This is a genomic window from Clostridium estertheticum (genome assembly GCF_018861295.1).
Classification (GTDB): Bacteria; Bacillota; Clostridia; order Clostridiales; family Clostridiaceae; genus Clostridium_AD; species Clostridium_AD estertheticum_D.
Genome location: NZ_JAHLDM010000005.1, coordinates 190,710 through 215,459, shown reverse-complemented (window position 1 = coordinate 215,459; position 24,750 = coordinate 190,710). Strand labels below are relative to the sequence as shown.

Here is a 24,750-nt window from a genome sequence, read left to right as displayed (position 1 = left end):
GTTGCTATTGGAATACCCATCATATGGTATCTAGCCATTTTTTCTACAGTTTCGCTAGGAAATCTTTCTGTAACATCTATTTCCGCAGCTAAAGGTTTAACTTCGTTTAATGCAAATTCACTTACCATCTGTTTTACAAATTCTTGTTCTTTTGTCAATGTAAAATTCATGAACCTTCCTCCTCGCTATTCTCTGAGGCAGCTAAGCTACCTGTATTTTAACAGAATACTTAAATTACTTATTTTTAAAGCATTTTTCAGTTTTCTCGATAAATGCTGTCATTCCACTACTTTGGTCCTCAGTCGAGAAACATTCTCCGAATATTTCTGATTCATATGAAAGCGCTGAGTCTATGTCTAATTGCATTCCCTTATTAATTGCTGCTTTACAAAGACTTACAGCAATAGGTGCTTGTCCTGCAATTGTATTTGCAAGTGCTTTAGCTTCTACTAATAGATCTTCAAGCGCAACCACTTTATTAACAAGTCCAATTCTTAATGCTTCTTCCGCATTAATAATCTTAGCTGTGTATATTAATTCTTTAGCCATTCCAAGTCCTACAAGTCTAGAAAGTCTTTGAGTTCCTCCAAAACCAGGTGTTATTCCAAGTCCTACTTCAGGTTGACCAAATTTTGCCTTTACAGATGCTATTCTAATATCACAAGCCATAGAAAGTTCGCATCCTCCACCTAAAGCAAAACCATTTACTGCTGCGATTACTGGTTTTTCTAGTGTTTCTAATTTTCTAAACACTTTATTTCCTAAATTTCCAAATCTTCTACCACCCATTACATCAAGATCTTTCATTTCGGTGATATCAGCACCTGCAACAAATGCTTTTCCAGCTCCAGTTATAATTACTGCGTAAATCTTATCATCATTAGCAATTTCATCTATTGCTAAATCTAGCTCTTTCAATGTTTCTGAGTTTAATGCATTTAGAGCCTTTGGTCTACTAATTGTAAGTACTGCAACTTTATCTTCCTTTTGAAGAACAATATTTTTGTATTCCACAACAATCCACTCCTTACGAATTAATCTATTCATTAACTATTTGTTAATAATATAACAAATAAACCTAAATGAATATGAGGCCATTTGCCTCAAATACATTATATATCTTTGTGATAATTATATCAACTAGAAATAATTATTTTTTATTAATATGTCGTATCATTCATTAAACAGCTAAGCGTTAAGAGACTTTCACTCAAATGTACATTTTCAACAATTATTTCTTTAGGTACTTCTAAATCCACAGGTGCAAAATTCCATATGCCCTTAACTCCATTTGCCACCATCATGTCGCAAACTGTTTGAGCACTATTTTCCGAAACACAGATTACCCCTATATCTATCGGCATAGTTTTAAGAAATCCTACTAATTCATCTATGTCTTTTACTTCAACATCTCTAATTTTAAGTCCTATTAGCTTTGGATTAACATCAAAAATACCTGCCAAATTAAAAGCTAACCTTTCAAAATTGGTATAATTGGCAATTGCTTGCCCAATATTACCAGCACCTATTATTATCATTTTATATTCTTTGGCTAATCCCAATATGCCATTAATTTCATTTAATAATTCTTTAACATTATAACCGTATCCCTGTTGTCCAAAATCACCGAAGCAGTTCAAATCTTGTCTAATTTGAGATGCTGTAAAGCCAATTCTCTCGCCTAACTCTTTTGAGGATATTCTATCTACATCAGTTCTTAAAAGTTCTTTTAAATATCTATTGTATTTAGGCAATCTTCGAATAACTGCCATCGATATATTTTTTTTTCTTTCCACGACTTACACTCCTCTGTGAATATCATAAATTTCATACTATCAATCTTAACACACATTATAGGTCAATATCACATTTTGTTTCAAATTTAATAGATATTAAGCACTATTCACCATTTATACCCTTTTTATACTATTATTAAAAATTAATGTTATATATATTTGCTTTTTACTACAATAACTTTAATATAAATAGTACAATAATATATGAAGGTCTTTAATTAATATTTATTAATTTTAAGACTACGCTACAGGGAAGGTGAAAATGATGATAGTTCTAAGTTGCAAAGATATTCACAAAAGTTATGGTATAGATGTTATTTTAGACAAAATAACTTTAAGTATAAATGAAGGTGAAAGAATTGGTTTTATTGGTGCTAATGGTGCTGGCAAGTCTACACTTTTCAAAATACTCACTTCACAATTGGAACATGATGCTGGTGAATTATTTATAGATAAAAACAAAAAGCTAGGTTATTTATCCCAAAATTTATCATTAGATATAACTAATACCATATATGAAGAAACACTTTTAGTATTCGACAATTTATTAAATTTAGAAAAAAATCTTAAAGCTCTGGAAATAAAAATGAGTTTACCTTATGACGCTAACAAAGAAGACTATCAAAATAAAATAATTAAAGAATATACATTAACTTCTGAGCTTTACAATAACAGAGGCGGCTACACCTACAAAGCTAAGATAAGTAGGGTTCTTAAAGGCCTTGGCTTTTTAGAAGATGATTATGATAAACCAATAAACATATTAAGTGGAGGTCAAAAAACCAGAGTTGCGCTTTGCAAATTATTACTTAAGAACCCTGATATACTGCTACTCGATGAGCCCACTAACCACTTAGACTTAGATGCTATAGAGTGGCTCGAAGACTATCTTAAATCTTATAAAGGAACTATGTTTATTATTTCTCATGATAGATTCTTTTTAGATACTATTACCAATAAAACTTTTGAACTTATTAATGGACATGTAGATTGTTATAATGGAAGTTACACAAGTTTTATTGAATTAAAAAAAATAAATTTTGAAATTCAATTAAAAGCATACCATGTGCAACAGTCAGAAATAAAAAGACAAGAGGATATTATAACTAAATACAGATCCTTTAATAGAGAAAAAAGTGTAAGAGCCGCAGATAGCAGACAAAAATCCCTGGACAAAGTTGAACGAATTCACTCTCCAGATCGAGATCCGCGCGACACTAAAATGAAATTTGAAACAGAAATTAAAAGCGGAAATGATGTTCTTCATATAGAGAACCTATCAAAACGATTTGGAGATAACCTTTTGTTTGAGAATCTAAATTTAGACATAAAAAGGTCAGAAAAATTTGCTCTTATTGGTGAAAATGGAAGAGGTAAAACCACCCTTTTTAAAATTATAATGGATCAGATTCCAAGTGATACAGGCATAAAAATATTGGGTAAAAATATTTTCGTTGGATATTATGACCAAGAACAATCAAATTTAAATCCAGAAAAAACTATAATAGATGAAGTTTGGGATGAATTCCCAAAACTTACTACCACAGAGGTTCGTACTGCCCTGGCTGCATTTCTATTCATAGGAGAAGATGTATTCAAGATTATATCCACTTTAAGCGGTGGAGAACGATGTAGGATTAATCTTCTAAAAATCATGTTATCTAAGGCTAACTTCTTATTGCTAGATGAACCAACAAACCACTTAGATATTATGTCACGTGAGGCCTTAGAAGATTCAATACTCGGATATGACGGCACCGTTGTCGTAATATCCCATGATAGATATTTCTTAAACAAGGTAATTACTAGAATACTCGAATTAAATCAAGATGGGCTCAAAGAGTATTTAGGAAATTATAGTTATTATATAGAAAAAAAGAAAAATCCTCTAAGATTTAAGTTAGAAGAAGAGCAAGAAGGAATGTCAAAAACTCAAATTAATTTTGATAAAAAAAAGAAGCGTGAAGAAGATAAACTTGAGAAACAAAAGAAACTAGATTTTAAAGAACTAGAAGATAAAATTGCATCATTAGAAAAAGAATTAGAGAAATTAAACAATGATCTTTGCCTTGAAGAGGTTTATTCAAGTCCAAGTAGAAGTGTTGAAACAAACACTCAACTTTTAAGTGTGAAAAAAGAACTTGAAGAACTTTACGCAGCATGGGAATTGACAGTCTCCGAAGAAGAATAAATGTGATTACCGTTTTAATGAAAAGCATACTATTTCTCCTGCGGCCCTTGCAACCGAACTCCAAATATGAAATTTAATTAACAAATTCTAATCTTTTATTTATATAAAATTCTCTAACGCTCACATTCGGCGTCCTGCCTCAGGTTCGCTAGCATGACCTCCTGTCATGCTTACGAGAATTTCATATTCATAAAAGAAGAATTTCTAAATCAAAGTTCAATAATTTGTTCGTTTCTTGTTGCAAGTCACTCCGGAGACAGATCATATTTATGACCAATAATATAATGCCTATATCTTTAATTGCTATGCAAAATAAGATATAGGCGTTTATTTGATAAAAAATCAATTATTATATGTGACTAAATCATTGCCCCCTCTAATAACACTTTAATGTTGTCGCTATAAATCTTATTAAATTGACTTATGGGAAGAGGATTTTCTCCAAGTCCGACTTCAATGGTGTATCCTGGCCTTCTAAATTTCTCAATGAACCAGTCTTTATATCCTGCATAGCTTGTAATTCCAGTTGTTTCACCTAGATCATAACCACTTAATTGTGAAAATATTATTGCTATTGCTTTAGCTTCGTGACTTGCTAAATTTTCAAAATTCCAGTATATTAGTTCACCTTGGGTATGATATGCTATTACTAATCTAAAATTATTACTTCTTGTTAAATTTGCTACAGCTTTAGACTCTGATTCTGATTCTGGCGAGGTACCTGAATATCTTGTAGGTCCTGGTCCATATATTCCATAACTCGCCTCTGCATTCTTTGATTCTTGCCACATAGCATCATAGTTATGATTAAGATCTACTCCTCGAATATTAGCACTCCAATTTTTAGAAAAATCTAAACTTCCATTATTCCACTTAATTAAATCATTGTAATACGGGTTACTTTTTTCTAGACCATTAAGAACTAAGTCCACTCCATCTGGATTAACCATGGGCATAACATATATAGTGCTTGTGCGGAATATATCACGAACATCATAACCTTCTATATCCTGACCCATTGCATAGGCTTTAGCAAAGTTTTCAATAAACTTCATTAAAAGTACAGAAGTTATCCATTCAATAGCATGATGCGCGCCATTGTAAAATACTTTATTGGGTCCATTACCCAATTTTACATAATAAAGTTCTTTCCCAAGTTCACTCCTGCCAGCACTCTCAACTTCAATAAATGGATATCTAGCTTTTAATCCATCTAAATTTTTTTTCATAATCTCATAAGTGTAATCAATATTTGTATAAACCACATCTAACGAGTAAGGAACTATAATTACATCACCAACCCTCAATCTATTTGCATTAATTTGAGGGTTAGCTGTAATTATACTTTCAAGTGGCGTGTAATAACGTTTTGCTATAAGGTATAGAGTGTCACCTGATTTAATTCTATAAGTATCATAACCTAATAAAAATCTGTTCATAAGTTTATAAGTATCATCATCCACTTCGCCTGTAGGTAATAATCCAAAATATTTTTGAAACTTCTTTACCGCACCTGCAGTTTTAGGTCCATATATTCCATCTACTTCCCCAACAACATAACCTAACTTATTAAGTAATGCTTGTATTTCTGATACCACTGTTCCTTTTGAACCTATTTTTAGGATTTGCAAATTTACCCTCCTAAAATTACTTATGATACCATCTTATTCGTTTTTCCGAAAACTGTTACAACTTCAGACATTCAATATAAAAAAATAATAAGCCTAAAGATTTACTCTCTAAGCTTATTATTAATATATTTCTAGTTTTACTATTCTTGCCCTCTTAAACTTCTCTCTAGTCCAACTGGTTCCATAGACATTTTCTCATTATTTAATAAACCAGCAACTCCTACTCTGTGAACCTTTTTCTTTCCTGTACAAGCATCACAATGACAAATAGAATTGTAACTAGTTGGTTGCTGATATGTAGTTATAACTCCTTCAAAGTTTCTAAGTACTACTTTCTCAGGGCTTTGAGATATAATATATCCTGGCATTACTGGGATTTTCCCACCACCACCTGGTGCATCAACAACGAACGTGGGCACACAAAATCCTGAAGTATGGCCTCTTAAGCCTTCAATTATTTCTATGCCTTTAGATACAGGTGTCCTAAAGTGTTCAAGACCCATTGAAAGGTCACATTGATATATATAATATGGTCTTACTCTAATTTTAACAAGTTCCTGCACCAGCTCCTTCATTATATGGGTACAGTCATTAACTCCTCTTAGGAGAACAGATTGATTCCCTAAGGGTACTCCTACATTTGCAAGCCTTTCACATGCAATCTTTGCTTCCTGCGTAATTTCATTTGGATGATTAAAATGTGTATTTAACCAAATAGGGTGATACTTCTTTAACATGTCAACTAGTTTTGGAGTAATTCTTTGTGGAAGAACTACAGGCACTCTTGAACCTATTCTTATTATTTCAACGTGCGGAATTTCCCTTAATTTTTTTATTATATATTCTAATTTATCGTCTGTTACAAGTAACGCATCACCGCCTGATAATAGTACGTCCCTAACTTGCACTGTGTTTCTTATATACTCAATTGCTTTATCTATTTTATCAATTGGCATAGAATTATCATTTTGGCCCGCAAATCTTCTTCTTGTGCAATGCCTACAGTACATTGAGCACATATCAGTTATTAGTAACAATACTCTATCTGGGTATCTATGAGTGAGCCCCGGCACTGGAGAATCCGTATCTTCATGTAATGGATCCAATAGATCAGCATCCGCTTTGTGTAATTCTAGAGCCGTTGGTATAGCTTGTTTCCTTATTGGATCATATGGGTCACTTGGATCTATTAATGATAAGTAATATGGAGTAATAGCCATCCTCAATGTTTGAAGACATTTTTTTGCTCCCTCTTCTTCCTCAAGCGTTAATGGTATATACTTTTTAAGTTCTTCTACAGTTTCGATTCTGTTTTGAACTTGCCATTCCCAATCATTCCATTCTTTATCTGTTACATTTTTAAATAACTCTAATCTTCTATTTACTTTCACATTTGTACCTCCGGCTTATAATATTTTTTAATTTCTTTATGCTCTTTAGTGTATCCACTTACTACTAATATAATAATGTTCTTACCAACACATATTCCTAAATTTTTTTCTTCGTTTTTTTAAATAACGTATATCAACATAATTTGGGGTAAAAAAAAGGCGCTGAATTGACAGTGCCTTTTTAATAAACGTATTTTTTTATATTAAGTTATTCATTTTTTTAATTAATGCTCTAATTATAACCCATAATTACTTTAAATACAACATTATCCTCAGCGAATTATTGGTTTTCATAGATAATTATAGCTTATTATGGTAATTGTTATTTTCTTTTTGTTTTATTTACTTCCTTTATTTTACCAACAATATATTCATAACCATTTTCAGAGTGTGGTATCAAACAAGATGAGCAATCTTTAATGCCCTTTACAAATTTTCCATTTCCACCGCAGTGCTCAAGAAAATATAGGGGACAATAACAAAATAGGCAATTAAATTTTTCATCATTTTTAACCTCATGGCACGGAAAATATTCACATTCTTTATTTCTAAAAAACTTATAATTATTATCCATATTTAATACTCCTTACCCAATTAATCTATAAATACCTTGTCCTAAATAAGTTAATAATATAATTATTAACATTGATAACACCACTTGAAGCGGACCTTTCTTTAGAGAAAAAGAAAAATTTATTTTATGTTTTTTGTAAACCACATTTTTTTTACTACCTAAAGTTTCACCTTTATGTAGTACTTTAGGATGAGGATACATAATTTCACTTTTTAAATATGCAGCTATGCTTATAATTAAAATAAATATTGATAGAATTCTTGTAATAGAGAAAAAGTTCAACTTCATAGAATAGGCTATAAATATAGATATTGGTATAATAAAACATAGTAACATAACTAATTTGCTAACTATTAATTCTGGTATTGTCTTTACATGGATTTTTGCTTTCTGAGGCCTATAAGAATTTTCCTTTTTCATAATAACCCTTCTTCCATAATTTTTTATAAACATAAGGTCATTATACCAAATTTTCAAATGTTTGTTAACATAATTTTAATAAATCTCATAAATATTGACTATATTTTACTAATTCCTATATTCGTTTTAAATCCTAAAAGGCTACCATATTATATATATCTATATCTTCTAATACTGTTTGATCTGAAATAATCTCTTTAGGAAATTGTTTAGCTAAAGTTTGCCTAAATTCTTTAAGCTGAACTGCCGTAAGTTCTTTTTGCTTTGGCAACGAATTTTCTACCTTAATAAGCTTTTCATCATTTAACTTATATATGAATTTATCCTCAACAATACTTAAATTATTTTCATCATCAAATTTCAATTTCCCAGCGATATCACCGCTTATCGCTATCCTCGTTAGATCGTTTATAGCATTTCCGTTACTACTAATTTGGCCTAAGTTAATATATGCAACTGCTTTACCATTTAAATTCTTTTCACCTGTCACCGAACTTCTAAATGCAATTACTTTGCCATCATTAGATATTACACCATCAAGTATTTGTTCCTTTTCATTGTTAATTTCAAAAATTTGCTTCCCATTAATATATAAATTAGCTTTTGGCTGAGGAAATATGTGAGGCGTATTGCTATAAAGAATATTTTTTTTACCTAAATTAACATCGCGCATAGTACCAACACAGGATATTAACTCCGTTTTGCTTTTTATATTATATACGCTATAACCTGAAACTGATGGATTAATATGCCCTGTAACCAAAATATCTTCATTATCTATCCATTTGATTTCAACAATTTGTTGTACATTTTTATTGTTAATAACAATATCTGTTAGTTTTCCAGCTTCAATATCATAAATAATTACATGCGGTGGATATATAGGTTCCCCTTCATTAAAATACCTAAATACAATTTTTGTTTTATCCGGAGAAAGTTGTAACAAATCTTTGGATTTTGTATTATCTCCGAGAGACTTAATTTGTTTACTTATTTCATCATAAAGATATATATTATTACCTTTTTCAAATGCTATTTTCGTTAACTTAATATTCTTTATGTTTTGATCTTTACCATTATTATTCGTGCTTTTATTAGATGTACTATCTTTATTTTCATTGTTTTTTTTAATTATATTTGAAAATGACACCACTGCAAATATGCTTATAAATAAACAAATTGATATAATTAGTAGCTTAAACAAAGTTTTTGTTGTTTTGGGGTGGTTTGTCATAATATTGCTCCTCGTTTAAATTCGTAAGAATAATCATTATTTTAAATAATCGAAACTCAGATAATTATACTCTACTTATATTATTGTATCAACTGGGAATTTTGTTTTTTAACTTGTTTTTTATTATTATATTCCTTCATTTTTCGGGTATACATAATCACTTAAAATTATTTATTTAAATATTTCACATGGTATAAACAATGATTTTCAAAATATACTCCACACAATGTTAATTAAATGAATATACTATAATATAACAATATTAGAATGAGGCATTATATGAAAAAACTAGAAGAGTACAGTCCTACCGAATTGGCAACACTCGCAACAATACTAGGAATTATTATTGCTTCTAAGTTCGATGTTGATCAACAAAATGTAGTAGCTAATTTTTTATTCAGTATAGCTCAGACCATTTTTATAATTTCAGCTCAAATTTCTAATCTTAACGCAAAAGAAGAAGCCCAAAATGCAAGTAATACTAATTCAAGTAATACGAATAAGGATTTGCAAAAACAGATAGATGAACTTAAGAGTCTTATAAAGAAATTCGGAGATAATAATATTTGTTAACAAATGTACTAAATTACCCCAATTAAACATAAACTGTATTTATGAGTTATTAATGTTATATAACACCAAAGCACCGATTATTATAAGCGTAGCTCCCCATATTGCTTTAACACCAATATTTAATGTTAATATACCTCCTAAAAATGAACCTAATAAAAATGAAGAAACAATTGTAAAAAGACGAATAGTACGAATAGCTGCCTCATGATCCTTTTGGGTGAAAGCAATATATGCCTCCCTTGCAGCTGATCGTAAGTTACCTGTGGACATTGTTGAGCTATATGGAGCATCCGCAATTTTACAAAATGAGCATACTTGAATGGAAGCAACAAGTGAAATTGTAACATTTACAATAATATTGGGAACGGTACTAGGTATAAGTCCTATTACAAAAAGGACTATGATTTCAAAAATTAAAACTACCCGTGGCCAATCAATTATAAAGAAACGTGATGAGTCATTTTTTATTGTTTGAACAACAATTACTCCAATTACGAAAGCTACTATAGCTGGAATATTAGCAAATGCATGCATCCATTCTCCTTTTGAAGCATATATGGCAAGTAGTACAATATTTCCAGTTTGAGCATTAGCGAAAACACCTCCCCTTCCTATAAATGTGTAAGAATCCAAAAAACCGCCCGCGATTGCAAGAAGTATGCCAAATCTAAAGGACTCATGTACAACATGTTGTGAATGTAATTTTCTAATTCTTCTTTGCATTAAATTCAAATTAATTTTTATCAAAATTTAAAGACTCCTTTTATTATCTTTCTCCAAGCTTTAGGTTTGGTATTGCATTTAGTGTTAATGGTGAAACTCTTCCCTTTATTAATTCAAAATAAGCTGCACTTCCAATCATAGCTGCATTATCAGTGCAAAAAATCATCTCGGGGAACATAACTTTTATATTTTTCTTTTGCCCTTCTTTTATCATTGTCTCCCTAAGACAAGAGTTTGAAGCCACGCCACCTGCTATTGTTATCTTATCTACCCCTTTAATTTTACATGCCTCAAATGCATTCTCTACCAAAACATTAACCACTGCCTTTTGGAAAGATGCAGCCACGTCGGGTATATTAATTGTCTCATTTTTCATATTTATTTTATTCAAATAATTTAATACAGAAGATTTGACTCCACTAAATGAAAAATCTAAAGTAACATCATGAAATTTAGCTTTTGGAAATTTTATAGCATCTGCATTTCCCTCTTTTGCTATTTTATCTATTTTAGGTCCACCTGGATACCCAAGGCCTATTGCACGAGCTACCTTATCAAATGCTTCTCCCGCTGCATCATCTCTAGTTTCAGCCATAACTTCAAAGTCACCGTGATCCTTCATGTATACAATAAATGTATGTCCACCTGAAACTACCAAACACATAAATGGTGGTTCAAGCTCCTTATATTGAATAAAGTTAGCGCTTATATGACCTTCTATATGATTAACTCCAATTAATGGTTTATGGGTTGCATATGCTAGTCCCTTAGCATATTGAACACCTACAAGTAGTGCCCCCACTAGTCCAGGTCCATAAGTTACTCCTATTGCATCTATATCATCTAATGTAACGTTAGCTTCATCTAGTGCTTCTTGAACCACAGCACTTATTGCTTCTATGTGCTTTCTAGATGCTACTTCTGGAACAACGCCTCCAAACTTTTCATGTATATCTATTTGCGATGCAATTATGTTAGATAAAACATCCCTACCATTTACTACTACTGCAGCCGCCGTTTCATCACAACTTGATTCTATTGCAAGTATTTTAATATCCTTTTCCATTGTTTTTACCCACCTTTAATGTAATTTATATGATTTTTTCTTTATATTCATAAAAATATTATAATAATTTAATGTTCTATAAATTTTCTATTCTAAAAAAGTTTACATCTAATAATTATACTTTATTAGCTTTGTCATATCAAATTTATATATATATCGAGTTTTCATAGTTAGAGTTAAAAAAAAACAGAAAGAGTGATCTATTCAATCACTCTTTCTGTACATTTGTTGCTATTTGCTGATAATTAATCTAATCTTTTTTCTAATTCCGCTTTCAGAGACTCATATCCAGTCTTTCCAAGAAGCGCAAACATATTTTTCTTGTATGCTTCAACTCCTGGTTGATTGAAAGGATTTATTCCTGATAAGTAACCGCTAATTCCACAAGCCTTTTCAAAGAAGTAAACTAAATATCCGAAATAATAAGCAGTTAATTCTGGTACATCAACTACTATATTAGGTACCCCACCATCATTATGTGCTAAGATAGTACCTTCAAATGCTTTCTTATTTACATAATCCAATGTATTTCCTGCTAAGAAATTTAATCCATCTATGTTTTCAGCATTTTCTTCAATTACAATATTCTTTCTAGGTTTTTCAACATTAATTACTGTCTCAGATATATTTCTTAATCCCTCTTGGATATATTGTCCCATAGAATGCAAATCTGTTGAAAAATCAACTGCTGCTGGGAATATTCCCTTACCATCTTTACCTTCACTCTCACCATATAATTGCTTCCACCACTCACCAAAATAGTGCATACATGGTTCATAATTCACTAATATTTCTGTAGTTTTACCCTTTCGGTAAAGAATATTTCTAGTCACTGCATATTTATAGGCATCATTTTTTTCTAATTCTGGCATACTGTATGCCTGTCTTGCAGCTGCAGCGCCTTTCATCATTTCTTCTATGTCGATGCCTGCTGTTGCAATAGGTAGTAATCCAACAGGTGTTAAGACCGTAAATCTTCCTCCAACATCATCTGGAATAACAAAAGTTTCATATCCTTCTGCATCTGCAAGAGTTTTCAAAGCACCTTTTGCTTTATCAGTAGTTGCATATATTCTTTCTTTTGCTCCATCTTTTCCATATTTCTTTTCCAAATAAGCTTTGAAAATTCTAAAAGCTACAGCTGGTTCAGTTGTAGTTCCAGATTTTGATATAACATTAACTGAAATGTCTTTTCCTTCAATAGCTTCAAGTAAATCAGCCATATATGTTGAACTTAAGTTATTACCAACATAGTATATGATTGGCGATTTTCTTTTATCTTTTGAAAGACTAGAATGAAATGTATGAGATAACATTTCTATTGCAGCTCTAGATCCTAAGTAAGAACCACCAATTCCAATTACTATAAGCACATCTGAATTATTTCTTATCTTTTCTGATGCTTTTTTTATTCTTGCAAATTCCTCTTTGTTATAATCCACGGGAAGATCAATCCAACCTAAAAAATCATTTCCCTGTCCTGTTTTATTATGTAACATATCGTGTGCTGCTGTTACCATCGGTTGTAGATACTTAATTTCATGTTCTTCTAAAAAAGAAGCCACCTTAGTTAAATTTAAAGATAAGCCTTTTGTCATAAATATACCTCCCTAAAAAAATTAAATAGTGTTTTTATAATTCTATCAACTGTCCGTATTATAAATGTTATAGTAGTTACTACTAAGTATTTTACTCAATTCTACAAAAAATATTTCAATAAAATTATACTCATACAAATATATCAAAATAAGTTTTCTTTAGTTAATTATACAATACTCTATTAATTGTTTCAACAAAACTCGTTGTTATTCCTAAACTCTATACATTAACGAAAATAATTTTATTGATTTTAGTATATCAAGGAAAAGAAAACACCTATGCAATCTCCTATTATAACTAAGGAGAAAACATAAATGTTTATACTTATTTCGTCATTTCATCAAGCTTTTGTCCATCATGATTAAATACTTTAATAGCATTTAATGCTAAATCCTTGTTAACCATCTGCTTAAAGAGGTCAGTTGGAATAGTACATGTATGCGCTCCAGCCTCTAATGCATCTAGTATTTGGTTAGTGTTCTTGAAGCTTGCCGCCAAAATTTTACATTCAAGTTCTCTATCATCATAGAACAACCTCATTTTTGAAATAGCATCAAATGGGTTTATATTATTATTTGACATTCTATTAACATAAGGTGCTACATAATCACACCCAGCTAACGCAGCTAAAATTCCTTGATCAGCTGAGTAAATGGCTGTACCTAATACAATAGTTTTAGGATTATTAGATTTAATTTTATTTACAACTTCTAATCCTATAAGATTTATAGGTACCTTGTAAGCAATTTTTTTACATCCCTTGATATTCTTAAGCTTTTCATAATCATCATACAGTTCTTCTAGTGTATCACCAATGAGTTGAACAAATAGTAGTTCTGTATTAGTTCCAAGAATATTTTCTATCTGCTTAAACCTGTTTATATTTTCTTTAAGAAGAATTGTAGGATTTGTAGTTATCCCTTTTAATACTCCTGTCTTCATACATTCATTTATCTCATTGATATTAGCTGTATCTAAAAACATAGTAACCATTCCTCTCTAGTTGTTTTTTTCAATAATAATTTTTGTTCCTACCTCAATATTACTTATTGCTTTCTTTTCAACATATAAGGAACCTGCCATCAAATTACTTGTATCGCCTTTAAAATTTATTGTAATATGTCCCAAATCCTTCAAGTTTTTGTTGACCTGGTCGCCAACCGCTATAATTTTATAACTATCATCATTTATAAGAAGTGTATCGTCAACTTCTATGAAATCGTCTAACTTATTTTGATCAATAAGAAAGCAATATGGTCTTAAGTCAGGTGGAGCATTAAATCCGAATAACACCATAATTTCTTCATTTAAAAATTCTTTTGCATTTAAACCAATTTCTTGAATTTCTGTAGCATAAATCATCATTTAATCCTCCTTTTTTAATTTATCGATATAAACCGAAACTTGCTAACCAAGCTACAAATACACGTGGTACTCCATTTAAAAATCTTGAGTATAATACCGACGGAACTCCTACTTCGACTGTCTCAGGATCTGCTTCCTCTAGCCCTAATCCAACTGGTATAAAGTCACAAGCATTCTGGGTATTAATAGCGAACAGTGCAGGTAATGCTAAGTTTGGATTTATATTTCCTTTTCCTATTTCAACACCAATTAGAGTTCCTATTACCTGAGCAATAACAGCACCCGGTCCTAGTAATGGTGAAAGAACAGGCAATGAACATATGAATCCAATAAGCATTAAACCCCATACATTACCAGCGAGTGGTGACATAATCTTTGCAAAAAGATTACCAATTCCGCTTCCTTGTATGATACCAATCAACATTGCAACAAATGCCATGAAAGGTATAATTGTGTTAATCATTGTTTGAACAGCTTCCCTTGAAGCTTGTAACATTATAGCAATTGCTTTACCAGCTCCCATACCGAACTTAGCAACAATACTTCCCTTTTCAGCGTTTTGTGCAGTTAGTTTCTTGTCTGTTGAGTATCCTGCTGTCTTAGGTGCTTCATGTTCACTAGCAGAAGAAGTGGTTGCTTTTGCTGTTTCATCTGTTAATGTAATTTGGTCTAGTCCAACATTAGATACATAAAGCTCTTCAGTAATATATTTTGCCAAAGGACCTGATTTTCCTGTTGGAATAATGTTTATAGTAGGGATGCCCTTTTGTGGATAAACTCCACATCTTAATGTCCCACCACAGTCAATGACTACTAAAGCTGTCTCATTATCAGGAATCGAGGTTTTAAATCCATTTACTGCTTCCATTCCTGTTAATTCAACTATTTTATCTACAATTGCTGGTTTTTCTCCTCCACCAACAATATAGACAAATTTATTTTTTTGGTCGGTAGGTGTCACTACAAAAGGACCACCCCATCCGCCTTGACCTTTTTCAATTCTTATACTATTATATTTACTCATTATTTTACCCCCCATTATACTTTAGCTATTTTACTTAATTTAATACCAGATTTCTTACAAACATATGCTGTTGTAAAATCAGTAACATAAGCACCTACAGCATTCATTACAAATCCAACAAGAAGATATCGTATTGCTAGTGGAGTAACACTTAAACCAAGAGTTGTAATACCAGCTGAAACTCCTAGATAAAGAAATAACTCACCTGGATTAATATGTGGGAATATACCGCTGCTTGTATGACAATATTGTCCAACAGCTGCATAATAACTAGGTTTATAAAATTCAGGTAAAAATTTTCCTAAAGTAAATGCTGCTGGATTACATAACGTAAACGATGCAACAAAAGGTAACACCATATTTCTCATTAAAGAGTATTTTGAAGCCCATTGTGCAAACCTATTAACTTTCTCTTGACCAATTAAATTAATTACAGTATTCATAAATACGAGTAACAACAATACTAATGGTACAATACCTGTCATCCAGCTTAGAAAGGTTTTTGATCCTATTTGAAACAATCCTATAAATCCTTCTGCAATCTTAATAGTTAAATCCATTTTATGCACCCCTTTTTTTATTGTATTTTATATAAGTATTATTTATAAGGTGATTAATTTTTCACCATTATATTTTTTCTGATTCAAAAGATGACCATGGAATATCAACTGCAGTAGCACCAGCATTTATTATATTATCAACATGTATTAGCAGTGGAAAATCACTGAGCTTCACAACCCCTCTTTTGGCAAGAGCACGCACCCCTCGTGCAGTACGAGTGGCAATAACTATTGATTCAAGTGTTACTCCTTCTAATCGTTTAATAGATTCTTCAATTGAGAAACCTTGCCCAAGTAGGGTTCCGACTTTACGAGTACGTCCACCAAAAACAGTTACATAAAGGTCACCAGCAGATAATATAATATTTTCGTCACCACCACCAACTATTTCAAGAAGATGTTTCATTTCCTTTACGCTTTGTCCGAAAAGCCCAGCCTGAGAATTATAATGCTCATGGCCTAAGCCGTCAGGTCCAATAGCCAGTCCAATAGCGAGTGATACACCCAATGCATAGGCATTTTTTAGTGCTACTGCACATTCAACACCTACAACATCTGTAGAAAGACTTATATGATAGTATGGAGATTCAAACAAGCTCTTAAGCATTCTAAGGGTTTCAATATCATGTCCACAAAATGCAACGACAGAATGATCTTTATCAGCAAGTTCATAACTAGTACATGGACCACCTATAGCATTAATAGAAAGTTTCTTATTAGCTGGAAGCTTACTTTCAAAGTATTGTGGATAAGTAATCATACTTCCATCCTCTAAGTCAATCATCCCTTTTGTTATTGAAAGAATAGGAATGTTTTCAGGTATGATAGGCAATATATTTTCCGCAAACCAATCAACACCAAAGCTACTAACCCCACATATAACGACATCAGCTCCATCTAATGCTTTATTTACTTCTTCGATTTGATAACACTCAATTCCTGTTTTAGGCAATTGACGTTTTAATGTAGGATGAAACCCTATATTCTTTACAGAATCGATAACACTTCTATCCAGTGGCGTACCAACTAATCGTACCTTATTACCATTTTCAATTGCAGGGAAAGATAAAGCAGAGGCCATCTGACCGGCTCCAATAACTGTTATAATTTTCATAATGCGCCTCCTATTAAAATATTTATGAAATTAATTAAAAATTGGAATATCAATGAACCAATTTTTCATATACTTTTCCGAATGGTGATTTCTTTTCAGGAATAATTTCTCCATTTTTTACAATGTTATAGCTGTTGACAGCATCTAATACTGCTTTACGAGTTATTTTTATCTCTTTCTTCATTTCTTCATCTTTCAATGTGATTTTGCCAATTTCTCTACCATTAAATGTGTTGAAATCCTTAAACTTAGCTAATATTGTAGTTCCCTGTATTTTTCTTCCATACCTTATTCTATCATTTTTATCAAGTGCAAAAAGTATTATAGTACCTGATTGAATTTTACCAGCAAGCCTTCCTATAGATACTCTGCCCTCCTTTCTTAGTCTTATATATTCATCATTAAAATGTTTAATTTGCTTGAATCCTAAAAAATATTGCAAGGCAAAGGATAACATTACAACCACACCGAGTATAAGCATATATTTAAACGTCATCTTATCAACTTCCTTTCATTAAATAATTGTAAATCAATAAATATCTTCTATATCTTGAAGTTTGATAACAAGTTCTTTGTCACTTATTATGGTGAATATTTCATCATAAATCTTCAGCAATGCCCCTTCTTGCTGATTATCCATATTTTCTGGTATTAACAAAAATAATATAATTTTTAATTTGTCAGTGTTAGGTTTTATGATACCTATAGTTAGACTAAAGTTATTTATTTTTTTATCTATTAAATGAGGAAATGCCACTCCATTTTCATAAATCATCGAACTCAAGTTGTCTTTTTTCTCAAATATACTGTAAATATCACTAGAAACATACTCTTCATCAATAAGCTTACTCGTAATTATTTTTACATTATCTCTGTAGCTTACAGAGCCATCTAGATATAATATTTTAAGATTTTCTAGTTTCATTATGTTTGCAATAGGTTCTAGATTTTTCTTTTTAAGCTCTTTGAGCTTTTGGGTAATAGAATCTTGATCGATAATTCCATCTATTTTTATAATAGGCAAGTGCCTATCACTTATAATATTTTCTGTGCTAAAAATCATTCCATAATTGGATACATCCTTAATTTTCAACTCTGAAACAGTCAATAAATCAATGTTAGAGTTTAATCCAACTATTTCTTGCAACTGCTTTCGTATCAGTTCAAAAGTGCCTCTGCCATTATTAGTCACAACGGCAATATTTCCGTCACTATTTTTACTTTTATAATAAACCTTCCTGTCATCCAATATTAGAGCAAAATATACTGCGAGATAACTTATGTCAATTTCTGTACCCATCAGATGATATTGTTTTTGAAGAACACTCATTGATATTTTCGCCAATTCGAAAGCTAATGGAAATCTAATTTTGATTTGATCAGAAAAAATATCGTTTACAGGAATTCTAAATATTAATCGGTTAATTAAAAATAATAAATGATGCCTTACCTTATTATAAAAAGTTTTCTCGTTAATTTCAATCATGAAACGTTCCCTTATGCTAACAAGCATTTGTTTAACAATCTGCAGTAATATTTCTTGATTTACAGTATTTTCTATATTTCCAGTATGTGCAGAATTTCTTGTATTAATAGGGAATGATATAAAATCAATATCTTCATAATTAAATTTTATTTTATAGATATTTTCAATCTCCATAATAAAGTCATTAAGTGTTTTACTGTTAATTTCAAAATTTTTGTACATAGGAATAGACGTTTTTAGATTCCTTCCTTTTTTTATTCTATCAATAGTTACTAATGTTGACTTATAAAAAAGTAGCTCCATTTGGTCATTAAACTTATAATGCTGAGCTAATAATTCTAAAAGGTCGATGGTTTTATTGTCTATATCGACATCGCATTTAAAGTAATCAAACACCTCATAAATAAGAATTAAGCGTTTACTAAATTCATTGCATTTTAACTTAATACCCTTGTTTGTAACTCCCAAAATTTCAGCATCATATTTTCTTAAAAGCTCTTTTGTTTTTCTTAGGTCATTATTTACTGTACCTCTACTAACATTCATTTTCTCTGAAAGATCCATGATATTTAGGTAATTTTCCGTATTTATTAATTGATCTAATAAATACGAAATCCTACAATGAAAATCATTAAAATCAGTGGGAGTTGTAGGGTTACTTAGATGTCTATAGCTGTTATCTTGGTCAAAATTATTAATTACTCTATTACACTCCAAGACTTCATTTTTCTTATCTATCACACTAAACTCCTCCTGTTTAACCTCTTGATTTTCCTCCTGAAATGTTGATTACTGTTCCAGTAATATAGCCAGACTTTCCAGATGCAAGGAAAGTTACTAAATAAGCTATTTCATCTAGTTTTCCAACACGTCCAAGTGGAATACTCTTTTCGTACCCTGTGTCTAACTGATCTACATTTATATTTCTCGTATAAGCTAATGCTTCGTTATATGCAGGTGTTGTAAGTCCAGTCTTCTCATTAATTCCAGGGGCTATAGCAACTACTTTTATACCAAATTTTCCAAGTTCCTTTGCCCAAGATCTAGTATATGAATTTACAGCACCCTTTGTTGCAGAATATAAACTTTGTCCTACAGAACCTTCCATACCTGACTCAGAAGAAATATTTATAATAACTCCCTGTATTTTTTTTGCTAACATGTCTCTAACTACAGCCTGGGTGACAAACACAATCCCCTTTTGGTTTACTGCAGTCATCTTGTTAAATGAATCTTCGTTAATTTCATATTTTTTTTCATCACTATATACATCAACAAGCAATCTTGGTAGATTAATTCCAGCATTGTTAACTAACACGTCAATCTTACCATACTCCTTCACCGTTTCTAAGACCATGGCATTTATACTATCAATTGATGTAACATTAGTCTTAATATTGTATACACCATCTTTTTTTCCAGTTTCCACATTCATATCAGCAACAACAACGTTGGCACCGTTTTCTTTAAGTTCATTTACTATATGTAATCCAATACCAGAGTTTCCACCAGTTACTATAATAGTCTTTCCGTCAATATTTAACCAATTTTTAGATTCACTCAACTTGTTATTCATATAAAAACCTCCCTCTATATCTTATTTTTATTATATCTCATAAAGTGAGTAGAATTAATACAAGAATAAATTCATAAATTCATAAATTCTTTGTACTAATCAAACCTAAATATAGGAATATATTGACAAATCAACTACCTTATACTAACACAAAATTAAAAAATAAGAAATTATATCTAAATAATAAATAAGACAATCACTTTAAAACATCTCACTTATATACCTATATTTCTATGCTATACTGATATACGCAGGTTTATTAAAAAGATAGATCCTAGGGGGAACATATGAATAACACTTATGCAAAAATCATTATAAAGGGCTCACCCATTTCAAAATCTAATTTCAAACTTTTTAATACAAATGGAAGAGCCATTTTACCTTATAATTCTGGAAAATACCACGATAGGTATGCTTTATATGAAGAAGAAATCGCTTATCAATGTAGAAGCCAGAATCCCAGCATTTTTTTAACAGAATCTCTTATCGCCGTTTTAAAGGTATATTATAAAAGTATCAAAAGACATCCTGATACAAACAACATAACCAAAAGTATTTTTGATGGCATAGAAAAAAGCGGTCTTATAGTTAACGATGCTCAAGTTACAAGACTTATTATTGAGGAATTTTATGATGCCGAAAATCCTCGATTTGAACTAGAACTTTTTGGTGAAAGTATATATGCTATGAAATATTCAATAGTTGAAAGGGAAGAAAAAAATCCTCCTATAAATTATGATCCACCATCAAATAAAAAAAATACCATTGGATCTAAACTAAATAAAGCTAAATCCGGAATCATTAAGAATTCTACTTCAAATTCAATTTGTGAAATATGCGGGAAAGTAGTACCAAAGGATGAGTGCATTTCGGCTAATAAGGGTAAAACCTCCCTTTGCAAACATTGTTTTAAAAAATTATTTTAATTGTAACAGTCAAACCATTTTATAAAACACAAAATGATTTGACTGTTACTTTTTATGTATACATATTACAAATAAATCTGGCTATGATATTAATATAAATATTAAAATATGAAAGGAGATATAACTCATGAATAAAAATAAAAAGACTAAAATTAAAAAGGTTAATGACGCTATAAATAACATGGGAAATAGTACAAGTTTTGAATCTTTAAAAAATAAAGATAAAAAAAATAATCATGAAGGGTTAAAGTAATAAGTTAAATACATGAAAATGAATAGAAAATTGCATTAAGGGTATTCCTACCTTATTAATGCAATTTTTTTATTCGTTATAAAATTAATTTGAATTCAATTTATTAAAATACTGATAATACCATTGTTATACATATTATATGTTATAATAGAACTTATATCTTGTATTGTACGAATTTTTACAACATTTAGAATATAATGTCATCTTTCTAATGATGTACAAAATATATTTTAATTATAATTCAGTTTTAAAAATAATAGGAGGGATAAATATGAGCACAAATGTTAACATCGATTGGAGCAAATTAGGTTTTGCTTATAGCAAGACAGATCTTAGGTATATTTCAATATGGAAAAACGGTAAATGGGATGATGGGAAACTAGTTAAAGATAACAATCTTTCTATAAGTGAAGCCTCAACATCTCTTCATTATGGACAGCAGTGTTTTGAGGGGTTAAAAGCTTATCGCACAAAGGACGGAAGCATTCAATTATTTAGACCTTTGGAGAATGCAAAACGTTTAAGAAACAGTTGTTCACGTGTTTTAATACCTGAAATTTCAGATGAAAAATTTCTTGATGCATGTTTGCAAGTAGTTAAAGCAAATGAAGCTTTCGTTGCACCATACGGAACTGGGGCAACACTTTATCTCAGACCTTATGTAATAGGTATTGGGGACAACCTCGGAGTAGGTCCCGCACCAGAATTTTTATTTGGTCTATTCTGTTGCCCAGTAGGTGCTTATTTTAAAGCTGGTCTGTCTCCAGTAAACTTTATGACATCAGATGAATATGATAGAGCTGCACCATTTGGTACTGGCGACGTAAAGGTTGGAGGAAACTATGCCGCAAGTCTTCTTGCTCATGAACACGCTGCATCAAAAGGTTTTGCAGACTGTATATACCTTGATCCTGCAACTCACACTAAAATTGAGGAAGTTGGTGCTGCAAACTTTTTTGGTATTACAAAAGATAATGTATTTGTAACTCCAAAATCACCATCAATACTTCCTAGTATAACTAAAAAATCATTAATTTATATTGCGAAAGAGTATTTAAAAATGGATGTACAAGAAAGAGATGTTCCAATAGATAGTCTTTCTGATTTTAAAGAAACAGGTGCATGTGGAACTGCTGCTGTAATTACACCTATTGGTGGCATTGAACATAAAGGTAAACTTCATGTTTTCCACAGCGAAACAGAAGTTGGCCCAGTTACTAGAAAACTTTATGATACTCTTTACGGGATTCAATTTGGTGATGTATTAGCACCAGAAGGTTGGATTGTAAAAGTTAAATAAACATTATATATAATAAAAGCAACTTCAAAATTTATATTTTGAAGTTGTTTTTGTTTTTCTTATGTTTATAATTATTATATAATCTAGAATTATTTTATATACATTTTGTTATAGTATTCATCAAGCATTCTCTCAACTGAAAACTCATAACTTGTAGTTCTAATACTTTCTCTCATCATTTCTACCCACTTTTCTCTATTTCCATAATAAGTAGCCATAACTCTATTAATTAAAGTATCATAAAGAGCAATCGTATCATGTTTATCTAATTCTACTTCTGTTAAATCATCAAGACCTATCCCGTCTCCGAACTGCCATCCATTTACACCATCAATACAAGCCTCTGGCCACCATCCATCTAAAATAGAACAGTTCAGTACACCATTCATCGCAGCTTTCATTCCTGATGTTCCACTAGCCTCAAGAGGTCTTCTAGGATTATTTAGCCAAATATCTGAACCTCTAGTTAACATTTTCCCTATATTCATATCATAATTTTCAAGGAATACTACACTACTAGGATACTTTTTCATCATTCTTATGAGTTTCGCTACTATTTCTTTTCCTATGTCATCAAGAGGATGAGCTTTCCCTGAGAATACAATTTGAACTTTTCCACTTTTAAGTAAAGGAGAAATAATCTCCTCACTAGTAAATATTAAGTCACTTCTCTTATATGGTGCAGCCCTTCTTGAAAATCCAATAAGTAACTTATCGACGCAAAGTGTGGTCCCAGTTCTTTCTTTAATAAATTCTATTAGTTCTTTTTTAATAGTTATATGAGTTCCCCAAAGATCTCCATTATTATTGCACGCCTTGGTCATTCGCTCGTCTACCCAAGTTGGTTTATGAATTCCATTAGTTATGCCAATAATTTCAGGCCTTTTCGCAACAGTTTTCCACATTTCATTTGCGGTTTCCCTGTGAAGTTTTGCTACTGCGTTAGCTTTCCTTGAGAGTCTAAGTCCTGCTACAGTCATGTTAAATGGTTCTCCCCCAAGTCTAATCATTTGCTGTTTAGTCAATTCATTAAATGCTCCCATATACTCTAATTTATCAATAGGATGAGATTCATTACCTTCAACTATTGGAGTATGAGTTGTAAATACTACTTCATCACGAGTTTTCGACCAAGAATCTTCAAAACTATATCCTGATTGCATTTTTTCTTTTATAAGCTCCGTTGCCGCAAGTACAGCATGGCCTTCATTGAAATGATATACGTCGATTGGTATATTTAAAGCTCTTAAAGCTTTTACACCACCAATACCTAACACCATTTCTTGAGCTATTCTTTCTTCTCCAAACCAACCATACAATTGTCCTGTTATCCACCTATCACCATTTTCAGGTATATCAGTATCTAAAAGATATATTGGGTTATTTCCAAACTCTTCTAATTTCCAAACCTTACATACTACTTTTAAATTTCTGATATTAACAGTTACTTTTACTCCCGTGTCTTTTAAAAACTCATAATGATAGTTATGATATGTATCATATACTTCACCATTTTCATCTATAATCTGTTCCGTATACCCCTGTTTCCATTTAAGTCCTATTCCAACAAGTGGTAAATTTAGATCTTTAGCACCTTTCAAATGATCACCTGCAAGTATCCCTAGTCCCCCTGCATAAGTTTTAAAATCTGATCTTAGTCCATACTCCATACAAAAATAAGCAACTCTTGGAAGATTATTAGTATCCAATAGATTCCCCTCCTATATTTCTTGTTAATATAAAATAATTTACAATTATATTATACCTCTACCTTTTATGTTTATTATACATAATTATCTAATTCAATGCAAGCGTTTGCACAAAGATATTTTTTCTAAACCTATTTTGTTAACTCATCTCCTGGGTCGCTGCACTATTAAATAACAAAAGTACCTGTAAGAAGTGTTTGCACTCAAACTATCACTTCCTACAGATACCTAACTTTTGC

25 protein-coding genes are annotated in these 24,750 nt (G+C 31.1%); 5 read left to right on the top strand and 20 right to left on the bottom strand.

Annotated elements, in window-relative coordinates; all coding sequences use genetic code 11:
• From KPL54_RS07820 to KPL54_RS07810, 3 genes are all read right to left on the bottom strand, one after another.
• Window positions 1-170: acyl-CoA dehydrogenase family protein (locus KPL54_RS07820; protein WP_216106040.1), on the bottom strand; the 170-nt coding region annotated here is incomplete at its 3' end.
• A gap of 64 nt (window positions 171-234) precedes the next feature.
• Entirely contained in the window at window positions 235-1,014 is a 780-nt protein-coding gene (locus KPL54_RS07815; protein ID WP_216106028.1) for a short-chain-enoyl-CoA hydratase, read from the bottom strand.
• Window positions 1,015-1,160: 146 nt separating this feature from the next.
• Window positions 1,161-1,796 (bottom strand): redox-sensing transcriptional repressor Rex, encoded by a 636-nt coding sequence (locus tag KPL54_RS07810; protein ID WP_216106027.1) that lies wholly within the window; start codon window positions 1,794-1,796, stop codon window positions 1,161-1,163.
• Window positions 1,797-2,061: 265 nt separating this feature from the next.
• Between KPL54_RS07810 and KPL54_RS07805 the strand changes: the two genes are divergently transcribed.
• Window positions 2,062-3,987 carry an ABC-F family ATP-binding cassette domain-containing protein gene (locus KPL54_RS07805; RefSeq protein ID WP_216106039.1) on the top strand — a complete coding sequence of 642 codons (1,926 nt, stop codon included), beginning with the start codon at window positions 2,062-2,064 and terminating at the stop codon, window positions 3,985-3,987.
• 359 nt (window positions 3,988-4,346) lie between these two features.
• Here the strand turns inward: KPL54_RS07805 and KPL54_RS07800 are convergent, their stop codons facing one another.
• The 5 genes from KPL54_RS07800 to KPL54_RS07780 form a co-directional block, all read right to left on the bottom strand.
• Window positions 4,347-5,618, bottom strand: a complete 1,272-nt coding sequence (locus KPL54_RS07800) for a M14 family metallopeptidase (protein ID WP_216106026.1) — start codon at window positions 5,616-5,618, stop codon at window positions 4,347-4,349.
• A 140-nt stretch (window positions 5,619-5,758) separates the two neighbouring features.
• Window positions 5,759-7,009 (bottom strand): lysine 2,3-aminomutase, encoded by a 1,251-nt coding sequence (gene kamA, locus KPL54_RS07795; protein ID WP_216106025.1) that lies wholly within the window; start codon window positions 7,007-7,009, stop codon window positions 5,759-5,761.
• Between the two features lie 322 nt (window positions 7,010-7,331).
• Window positions 7,332-7,583 (bottom strand): cysteine-rich small domain-containing protein, encoded by a 252-nt coding sequence (locus KPL54_RS07790; protein WP_216106024.1) that lies wholly within the window; start codon window positions 7,581-7,583, stop codon window positions 7,332-7,334.
• 12 nt (window positions 7,584-7,595) lie between these two features.
• Window positions 7,596-8,003, bottom strand: a complete 408-nt coding sequence (locus KPL54_RS07785) for a hypothetical protein (protein ID WP_216106023.1) — start codon at window positions 8,001-8,003, stop codon at window positions 7,596-7,598.
• Window positions 8,004-8,136: 133 nt separating this feature from the next.
• On the bottom strand, window positions 8,137-9,237 hold the full coding sequence (locus KPL54_RS07780; RefSeq protein ID WP_216106022.1) for a hypothetical protein: 1,101 nt from the start codon (window positions 9,235-9,237) through the stop codon (window positions 8,137-8,139).
• 279 nt (window positions 9,238-9,516) lie between these two features.
• On the opposite strand from KPL54_RS07780, the gene KPL54_RS07775 reads away from it, so the two are divergent.
• Window positions 9,517-9,810 (top strand): hypothetical protein, encoded by a 294-nt coding sequence (locus tag KPL54_RS07775; protein ID WP_216106021.1) that lies wholly within the window; start codon window positions 9,517-9,519, stop codon window positions 9,808-9,810.
• 39 nt (window positions 9,811-9,849) lie between these two features.
• On the opposite strand, the gene KPL54_RS07770 is transcribed toward KPL54_RS07775, so the two are convergent.
• The 11 genes from KPL54_RS07770 to KPL54_RS07720 all read right to left on the bottom strand — a co-directional run bounded on the left by KPL54_RS07770 (window position 9,850) and on the right by KPL54_RS07720 (window position 20,323).
• Window positions 9,850-10,557, bottom strand: a complete 708-nt coding sequence (locus tag KPL54_RS07770; protein ID WP_253203382.1) for a YoaK family protein — start codon at window positions 10,555-10,557, stop codon at window positions 9,850-9,852.
• A gap of 19 nt (window positions 10,558-10,576) precedes the next feature.
• Window positions 10,577-11,599 (bottom strand): tRNA (adenosine(37)-N6)-threonylcarbamoyltransferase complex transferase subunit TsaD, encoded by a 1,023-nt coding sequence (tsaD, locus tag KPL54_RS07765; RefSeq protein WP_216106020.1) that lies wholly within the window; start codon window positions 11,597-11,599, stop codon window positions 10,577-10,579.
• Between the two features lie 245 nt (window positions 11,600-11,844).
• Window positions 11,845-13,197, bottom strand: a complete 1,353-nt coding sequence (locus tag KPL54_RS07760) for a glucose-6-phosphate isomerase (RefSeq protein WP_216106019.1) — start codon at window positions 13,195-13,197, stop codon at window positions 11,845-11,847.
• Window positions 13,198-13,522: 325 nt separating this feature from the next.
• Window positions 13,523-14,182, bottom strand: coding sequence for a transaldolase family protein (locus KPL54_RS07755; protein WP_216106018.1), 660 nt, complete (start codon window positions 14,180-14,182; stop codon window positions 13,523-13,525).
• Between the two features lie 15 nt (window positions 14,183-14,197).
• Window positions 14,198-14,563 (bottom strand): PTS glucitol/sorbitol transporter subunit IIA, encoded by a 366-nt coding sequence (locus tag KPL54_RS07750; protein ID WP_216106017.1) that lies wholly within the window; start codon window positions 14,561-14,563, stop codon window positions 14,198-14,200.
• Window positions 14,564-14,582: 19 nt separating this feature from the next.
• Entirely contained in the window at window positions 14,583-15,587 is a 1,005-nt protein-coding gene (gene srlE / locus KPL54_RS07745; protein ID WP_216106016.1) for a PTS glucitol/sorbitol transporter subunit IIB, read from the bottom strand.
• A 14-nt stretch (window positions 15,588-15,601) separates the two neighbouring features.
• Window positions 15,602-16,147: a PTS glucitol/sorbitol transporter subunit IIC gene (gene srlA, locus KPL54_RS07740; protein WP_216106015.1), complete on the bottom strand. Its 546-nt coding sequence runs from the start codon at window positions 16,145-16,147 to the stop codon at window positions 15,602-15,604.
• Window positions 16,148-16,214: 67 nt separating this feature from the next.
• The gene (locus tag KPL54_RS07735; RefSeq protein ID WP_216106014.1) at window positions 16,215-17,261 is read right to left on the bottom strand and encodes a glycerol-3-phosphate dehydrogenase; all 1,047 of its coding nucleotides are present in this window, start codon (window positions 17,259-17,261) and stop codon (window positions 16,215-16,217) included.
• A gap of 49 nt (window positions 17,262-17,310) precedes the next feature.
• Window positions 17,311-17,757, bottom strand: a complete 447-nt coding sequence (locus KPL54_RS07730) for a transcriptional regulator GutM (protein ID WP_216106013.1) — start codon at window positions 17,755-17,757, stop codon at window positions 17,311-17,313.
• 33 nt (window positions 17,758-17,790) lie between these two features.
• Window positions 17,791-19,488: a BglG family transcription antiterminator gene (locus KPL54_RS07725; protein WP_216106012.1), complete on the bottom strand. Its 1,698-nt coding sequence runs from the start codon at window positions 19,486-19,488 to the stop codon at window positions 17,791-17,793.
• Window positions 19,489-19,504: 16 nt separating this feature from the next.
• Complete coding sequence (locus KPL54_RS07720) at window positions 19,505-20,323, bottom strand: sorbitol-6-phosphate dehydrogenase subunit (RefSeq protein ID WP_216106011.1); 819 nt, start codon at window positions 20,321-20,323, stop codon at window positions 19,505-19,507.
• Window positions 20,324-20,610: 287 nt separating this feature from the next.
• Between KPL54_RS07720 and KPL54_RS07715 the strand changes: the two genes are divergently transcribed.
• The 3 genes from KPL54_RS07715 to KPL54_RS07710 all read left to right on the top strand — a co-directional run bounded on the left by KPL54_RS07715 (window position 20,611) and on the right by KPL54_RS07710 (window position 22,802).
• Window positions 20,611-21,249 carry a RusA family crossover junction endodeoxyribonuclease gene (locus KPL54_RS07715; RefSeq protein WP_216106010.1) on the top strand — a complete coding sequence of 213 codons (639 nt, stop codon included), beginning with the start codon at window positions 20,611-20,613 and terminating at the stop codon, window positions 21,247-21,249.
• A 127-nt stretch (window positions 21,250-21,376) separates the two neighbouring features.
• A complete protein-coding gene (locus tag KPL54_RS26470; protein ID WP_268038504.1) occupies window positions 21,377-21,502 on the top strand; it encodes a hypothetical protein in 126 nt (41 codons plus the stop codon).
• 271 nt (window positions 21,503-21,773) lie between these two features.
• Window positions 21,774-22,802 carry a branched-chain amino acid aminotransferase gene (locus KPL54_RS07710; protein ID WP_171297668.1) on the top strand — a complete coding sequence of 343 codons (1,029 nt, stop codon included), beginning with the start codon at window positions 21,774-21,776 and terminating at the stop codon, window positions 22,800-22,802.
• Window positions 22,803-22,891: 89 nt separating this feature from the next.
• Here the strand turns inward: KPL54_RS07710 and glgP are convergent, their stop codons facing one another.
• Window positions 22,892-24,511, bottom strand: a complete 1,620-nt coding sequence (gene glgP / locus KPL54_RS07705; protein ID WP_290444327.1) for an alpha-glucan family phosphorylase — start codon at window positions 24,509-24,511, stop codon at window positions 22,892-22,894.
• Window positions 24,512-24,750 lie beyond the last annotated feature (239 nt).

Coding starts and splice junctions, on each gene's coding strand:
- KPL54_RS07760 (WP_216106019.1), bottom strand. CDS start 13,197: ATGACAAAAGGCTTATCTTTAAATTTAACTAAGGTGGCTTCTTTTTTA.
- KPL54_RS26470 (WP_268038504.1), top strand. CDS start 21,377: ATGAATAAAAATAAAAAGACTAAAATTAAAAAGGTTAATGACGCTATA.
- KPL54_RS07735 (WP_216106014.1), bottom strand. CDS start 17,261: ATGAAAATTATAACAGTTATTGGAGCCGGTCAGATGGCCTCTGCTTTA.
- tsaD (WP_216106020.1), bottom strand. CDS start 11,599: ATGGAAAAGGATATTAAAATACTTGCAATAGAATCAAGTTGTGATGAA.
- srlA (WP_216106015.1), bottom strand. CDS start 16,147: ATGGATTTAACTATTAAGATTGCAGAAGGATTTATAGGATTGTTTCAA.
- KPL54_RS07780 (WP_216106022.1), bottom strand. CDS start 9,237: ATGACAAACCACCCCAAAACAACAAAAACTTTGTTTAAGCTACTAATT.
- KPL54_RS07730 (WP_216106013.1), bottom strand. CDS start 17,757: ATGACGTTTAAATATATGCTTATACTCGGTGTGGTTGTAATGTTATCC.
- KPL54_RS07790 (WP_216106024.1), bottom strand. CDS start 7,583: ATGGATAATAATTATAAGTTTTTTAGAAATAAAGAATGTGAATATTTT.
- KPL54_RS07775 (WP_216106021.1), top strand. CDS start 9,517: ATGAAAAAACTAGAAGAGTACAGTCCTACCGAATTGGCAACACTCGCA.
- srlE (WP_216106016.1), bottom strand. CDS start 15,587: ATGAGTAAATATAATAGTATAAGAATTGAAAAAGGTCAAGGCGGATGG.
- KPL54_RS07805 (WP_216106039.1), top strand. CDS start 2,062: ATGATAGTTCTAAGTTGCAAAGATATTCACAAAAGTTATGGTATAGAT.
- KPL54_RS07720 (WP_216106011.1), bottom strand. CDS start 20,323: ATGAATAACAAGTTGAGTGAATCTAAAAATTGGTTAAATATTGACGGA.
- KPL54_RS07715 (WP_216106010.1), top strand. CDS start 20,611: ATGAATAACACTTATGCAAAAATCATTATAAAGGGCTCACCCATTTCA.
- KPL54_RS07750 (WP_216106017.1), bottom strand. CDS start 14,563: ATGATGATTTATGCTACAGAAATTCAAGAAATTGGTTTAAATGCAAAA.
- KPL54_RS07755 (WP_216106018.1), bottom strand. CDS start 14,182: ATGTTTTTAGATACAGCTAATATCAATGAGATAAATGAATGTATGAAG.
- KPL54_RS07785 (WP_216106023.1), bottom strand. CDS start 8,003: ATGAAAAAGGAAAATTCTTATAGGCCTCAGAAAGCAAAAATCCATGTA.
- KPL54_RS07710 (WP_171297668.1), top strand. CDS start 21,774: ATGAGCACAAATGTTAACATCGATTGGAGCAAATTAGGTTTTGCTTAT.